6 protein-coding genes and 1 pseudogene are annotated in these 3,541 nt (G+C 43.4%); 4 read left to right on the top strand and 3 right to left on the bottom strand.

Features of this window, described 5'->3' with window-relative positions; all coding sequences use genetic code 11:
- Positions 1-189: 189 nt before the first annotated feature.
- From ACHMXK_RS23755 to rzpD, 3 genes and pseudogenes are all read left to right on the top strand, one after another.
- Positions 190-513: pseudogene (locus tag ACHMXK_RS23755) on the top strand (phage holin, lambda family).
- Positions 497-973: a glycoside hydrolase family protein gene (locus ACHMXK_RS23750; RefSeq protein WP_000229403.1), complete on the top strand. Its 477-nt coding sequence runs from the start codon at positions 497-499 to the stop codon at positions 971-973. Before ACHMXK_RS23755 ends, ACHMXK_RS23750 begins: the two are co-directional and overlap by 17 nt.
- Positions 970-1,431, top strand: a complete 462-nt coding sequence (gene rzpD / locus ACHMXK_RS23745) for a prophage endopeptidase RzpD (RefSeq protein ID WP_000092275.1) — start codon at positions 970-972, stop codon at positions 1,429-1,431. The genes ACHMXK_RS23750 and rzpD overlap by 4 nt, the downstream gene beginning before the upstream one ends.
- Positions 1,432-1,462: 31 nt before the next feature.
- On the opposite strand, the gene bor is transcribed toward rzpD, so the two are convergent.
- Positions 1,463-1,756: a serum resistance lipoprotein Bor gene (gene bor / locus ACHMXK_RS23740; RefSeq protein ID WP_000738492.1), complete on the bottom strand. Its 294-nt coding sequence runs from the start codon at positions 1,754-1,756 to the stop codon at positions 1,463-1,465.
- Between the two features lie 289 nt (positions 1,757-2,045).
- Positions 2,046-2,456 (bottom strand): DUF1398 domain-containing protein, encoded by a 411-nt coding sequence (locus ACHMXK_RS23735; protein WP_012775990.1) that lies wholly within the window; start codon positions 2,454-2,456, stop codon positions 2,046-2,048.
- A 285-nt stretch (positions 2,457-2,741) separates the two neighbouring features.
- On the opposite strand from ACHMXK_RS23735, the gene ybcW reads away from it, so the two are divergent.
- On the top strand, positions 2,742-2,948 hold the full coding sequence (gene ybcW / locus ACHMXK_RS23730; protein ID WP_001031427.1) for a protein YbcW: 207 nt from the start codon (positions 2,742-2,744) through the stop codon (positions 2,946-2,948).
- 164 nt (positions 2,949-3,112) lie between these two features.
- Here ybcW and ACHMXK_RS23725 read toward each other — a convergent pair whose 3' ends face one another.
- Positions 3,113-3,307 (bottom strand): YlcI/YnfO family protein, encoded by a 195-nt coding sequence (locus tag ACHMXK_RS23725; RefSeq protein ID WP_001421937.1) that lies wholly within the window; start codon positions 3,305-3,307, stop codon positions 3,113-3,115.
- Between the last annotated feature and the right edge of the window lie 234 nt (positions 3,308-3,541).

Raw genomic sequence — 3,541 nt, 5'->3', positions numbered from 1 at the left:
AGTCGCTTTTTTTTTTTGGAATTTTTTTTTTGGAATTTTTTTTTTGCGCTAACAACCTCCTGCCGTTTTGCCCGTGCATATCGGTCACGAACAAATCTGATTACTAAACACAGTAGCCTGGATTTGTTCTATCAGTAATCGACCTTATTCCTAATTAAATAGAGCAAATCCCCTTATTGGGGGTAAGACATGAAGATGCCAGAAAAACATGACCTGTTGGCCGCCATTCTCGCGGCAAAGGAACAAGGCATCGGGGCAATCCTTGCGTTTGCAATGGCGTACCTTCGCGGCAGATATAATGGCGGTGCGTTTACAAAAACAGTAATCGACGCAACGATGTGCGCCATTATCGCCTAGTTCATTCGTGACCTTCTCGACTTCGCCGGACTAAGTAGCAATCTCGCTTATATAACGAGCGTGTTTATCGGCTACATCGGTACTGACTCGATTGGTTCGCTTATCAAACGCTTCGCTGCTAAAAAAGCCGGAGTAGAAGATGGTAGAAATCAATAATCAACGTAAGGCGTTCCTCGATATGCTGGCGTGGTCGGAGGGAACTGATAACGGACGTCAGAAAACCAGAAATCATGGTTATGACGTCATTGTAGGCGGAGAGCTATTTACTGATTACTCCGATCACCCTCGCAAACTTGTCACGCTAAACCCAAAACTCAAATCAACAGGCGCCGGACGCTACCAGCTTCTTTCCCGTTGGTGGGATGCCTACCGCAAGCAGCTTGGCCTGAAAGACTTCTCTCCGAAAAGTCAGGACGCTGTGGCATTGCAGCAGATTAAGGAGCGTGGCGCTTTACCTATGATTGATCGTGGTGATATCCGTCAGGCAATCGACCGTTGCAGCAATATCTGGGCTTCACTGCCGGGCGCTGGTTATGGTCAGTTCGAGCATAAGGCTGACAGCCTGATTGCAAAATTCAAAGAAGCGGGCGGAACGGTCAGAGAGATTGATGTATGAGCAGAGTCACCGCGATTATCTCCGCTCTGGTTATCTGCATCATCGTCTGCCTGTCATGGGCTGTTAATCATTACCGTGATAACGCCATTACCTACAAAGCCCAGCGCGACAAAAATGCCAGAGAACTGAAGCTGGCGAACGCGGCAATTACTGACATGCAGATGCGTCAGCGTGATGTTGCTGCGCTCGATGCAAAATACACGAAGGAGTTAGCTGATGCTAAAGCTGAAAATGATGCTCTGCGTGATGATGTTGCCGCTGGTCGTCGTCGGTTGCACATCAAAGCAGTCTGTCAGTCAGTGCGTGAAGCCACCACCGCCTCCGGCGTGGATAATGCAGCCTCCCCCCGACTGGCAGACACCGCTGAACGGGATTATTTCACCCTCAGAGAGAGGCTGATCACTATGCAAAAACAACTGGAAGGAACCCAGAAGTATATTAATGAGCAGTGCAGATAGAGTTGCCCATATCGATGGGCAACTCATGCAATTATTGTGAGCAATACACACGCGCTTCCAGCGGAGTATAAATGCCTAAAGTAATAAAACCGAGCAATCCATTTACGAATGTTTGCTGGGTTTCTGTTTTAACAACATTTTCTGCGCCGCCACAAATTTTGGCTGCATCGACAGTTTTCTTCTGCCCAATTCCAGAAACGAAGAAATGATGGGTGATGGTTTCCTTTGGTGCTACTGCTGCCGGTTTGTTTTGAACAGTAAACGTCTGTTGAGCACATCCTGTAATAAGCAGGGCCAGCGCAGTAGCGAGTAGCATTTTTTTCATGGTGTTATTCCCGATGCTTTTTGAAGTTCGCAGAATCGTATGTGTAGAAAATTAAACAAACCCTAAACAATGAGTTGAAATTTCATATTGTTAATATTTATTAATGTATGTCAGGTGCGATGAATCGTCATTGTATTCCCGGATTAACTATGTCCACAGCCCTGACGGGGAACTTCTCTGCGGGAGTGTCCGGGAATAATTAAAACGATGCACACAGGGTTTAGCGCGTACACGTATTGCATTATGCCAACGCCCCGGTGCTGACACGGAAGAAACCGGACGTTATGATTTAGCGTGGAAAGATTTGTGTAGTGTTCTGAATGCTCTCAGTAAATAGTAATGAATTATCAAAGGTATAGTAATATCTTTTATGTTCATGGATATTTGTAACCCATCGGAAAACTCCTGCTTTAGCAAGATTTTCCCTGTATTGCTGAAATGTGATTTCTCTTGATTTCAACCTATCATAGGACGTTTCTATAAGATGCGTGTTTCTTGAGAATTTAACATTTACAACCTTTTTAAGTCCTTTTATTAACACGGTGTTATCGTTTTCTAACACGATGTGAATATTATCTGTGGCTAGATAGTAAATATAATGTGAGACGTTGTGACGTTTTAGTTCAGAATAAAACAATTCACAGTCTAAATCTTTTCGCACTTGATCGAATATTTCTTTAAAAATGGCAACCTGAGCCATTGGTAAAACCTTCCATGTGATACGAGGGCGCGTAGTTTGCATTATCGTTTTTATCGTTTCAATCTGGTCTGACCTCCTTGTGTTTTGTTGATGATTTATGTCAAATATTAGGAATGTTTTCACTTAATAGTATTGGTTGCGTAACAAAGTGCGGTCCTGCTGGCATTCTGGAGGGAAATACAACCGACAGATGTATGTAAGGCCAACGTGCTCAAATCTTCATACAGAAAGATTTGAAGTAATATTTTAACCGCTAGATGAAGAGCAAGCGCATGGAGCGACAAAATGAATAAAGAACAATCTGCTGATGATCCCTCCGTGGATCTGATTCGTGTAAAAAATATGCTTAATAGCACCATTTCTATGAGTTACCCTGATGTTGTAATTGCATGTATAGAACATAAGGTGTCTCTGGAAGCATTCAGAGCAATTGAGGCAGCGTTGGTGAAGCACGATAATAATATGAAGGATTATTCCCTGGTGGTTGACTGATCACCATAACTGCTAATCATTCAAACTATTTAGTCTGTGACAGAGCCAACACGCAGTCTGTCACTGTCAGGAAAGTGGTAAAACTGCAACTCAATTACTGCAATGCCCTCGTAATTAAGTGAATTTACAATATCGTCCTGTTCGGAGGGAAGAACGCGGGATGTTCATTCTTCATCACTTTTAATTGATGTATATGCTCTCTTTTCTGACGTTAGTCTCCGACGGCAGGCTTCAATGACCCAGGCTGAGAAATTCCCGGACCCTTTTTGCTCAAGAGCGATGTTAATTTGTTCAATCATTTGGTTAGGAAAGCGGATGTTGCGGGTTGTTGTTCTGCGGGTTCTGTTCTTCGTTGACATGAGGTTGCCCCGTATTCAGTGTCGCTGATTTGTATTGTCTGAAGTTGTTTTTACGTTAAGTTGATGCAGATCAATTAATACGATACCTGCGTCATAATTGATTATTTGACGTGGTTTGATGGCCTCCACGCACGTTGTGATATGTAGATGATAATCATTATCACTTTACGGGTCCTTTCCGGTGAAAAAAAAGGTACCAAAAAAAACATCGTCGTGAGTAGTGAACCGTAAGCA

The sequence above is a fragment of the Polaromonas sp. UC242_47 genome (assembly GCF_044452385.1).
GTDB lineage: Bacteria > Pseudomonadota > Gammaproteobacteria > Burkholderiales > Burkholderiaceae_C > Polaromonas.
Note: the sequence above shows the minus strand (reverse complement) of the source record. Positions and strands in the feature narration are given on the sequence as shown.

What these genes read in the sequence shown, in the direction of transcription:
- ACHMXK_RS23750 (WP_000229403.1), top strand. Translation starts at nt 497, where the DNA reads ATGGTAGAAATCAATAATCAACGTAAGGCGTTCCTCGATATGCTGGCG.
- rzpD (WP_000092275.1), top strand. Translation starts at nt 970, where the DNA reads ATGAGCAGAGTCACCGCGATTATCTCCGCTCTGGTTATCTGCATCATC.
- bor (WP_000738492.1), bottom strand. Translation starts at nt 1,756, where the DNA reads ATGAAAAAAATGCTACTCGCTACTGCGCTGGCCCTGCTTATTACAGGA.
- ACHMXK_RS23735 (WP_012775990.1), bottom strand. Translation starts at nt 2,456, where the DNA reads ATGGCTCAGGTTGCCATTTTTAAAGAAATATTCGATCAAGTGCGAAAA.
- ybcW (WP_001031427.1), top strand. Translation starts at nt 2,742, where the DNA reads ATGAATAAAGAACAATCTGCTGATGATCCCTCCGTGGATCTGATTCGT.
- ACHMXK_RS23725 (WP_001421937.1), bottom strand. Translation starts at nt 3,307, where the DNA reads ATGTCAACGAAGAACAGAACCCGCAGAACAACAACCCGCAACATCCGC.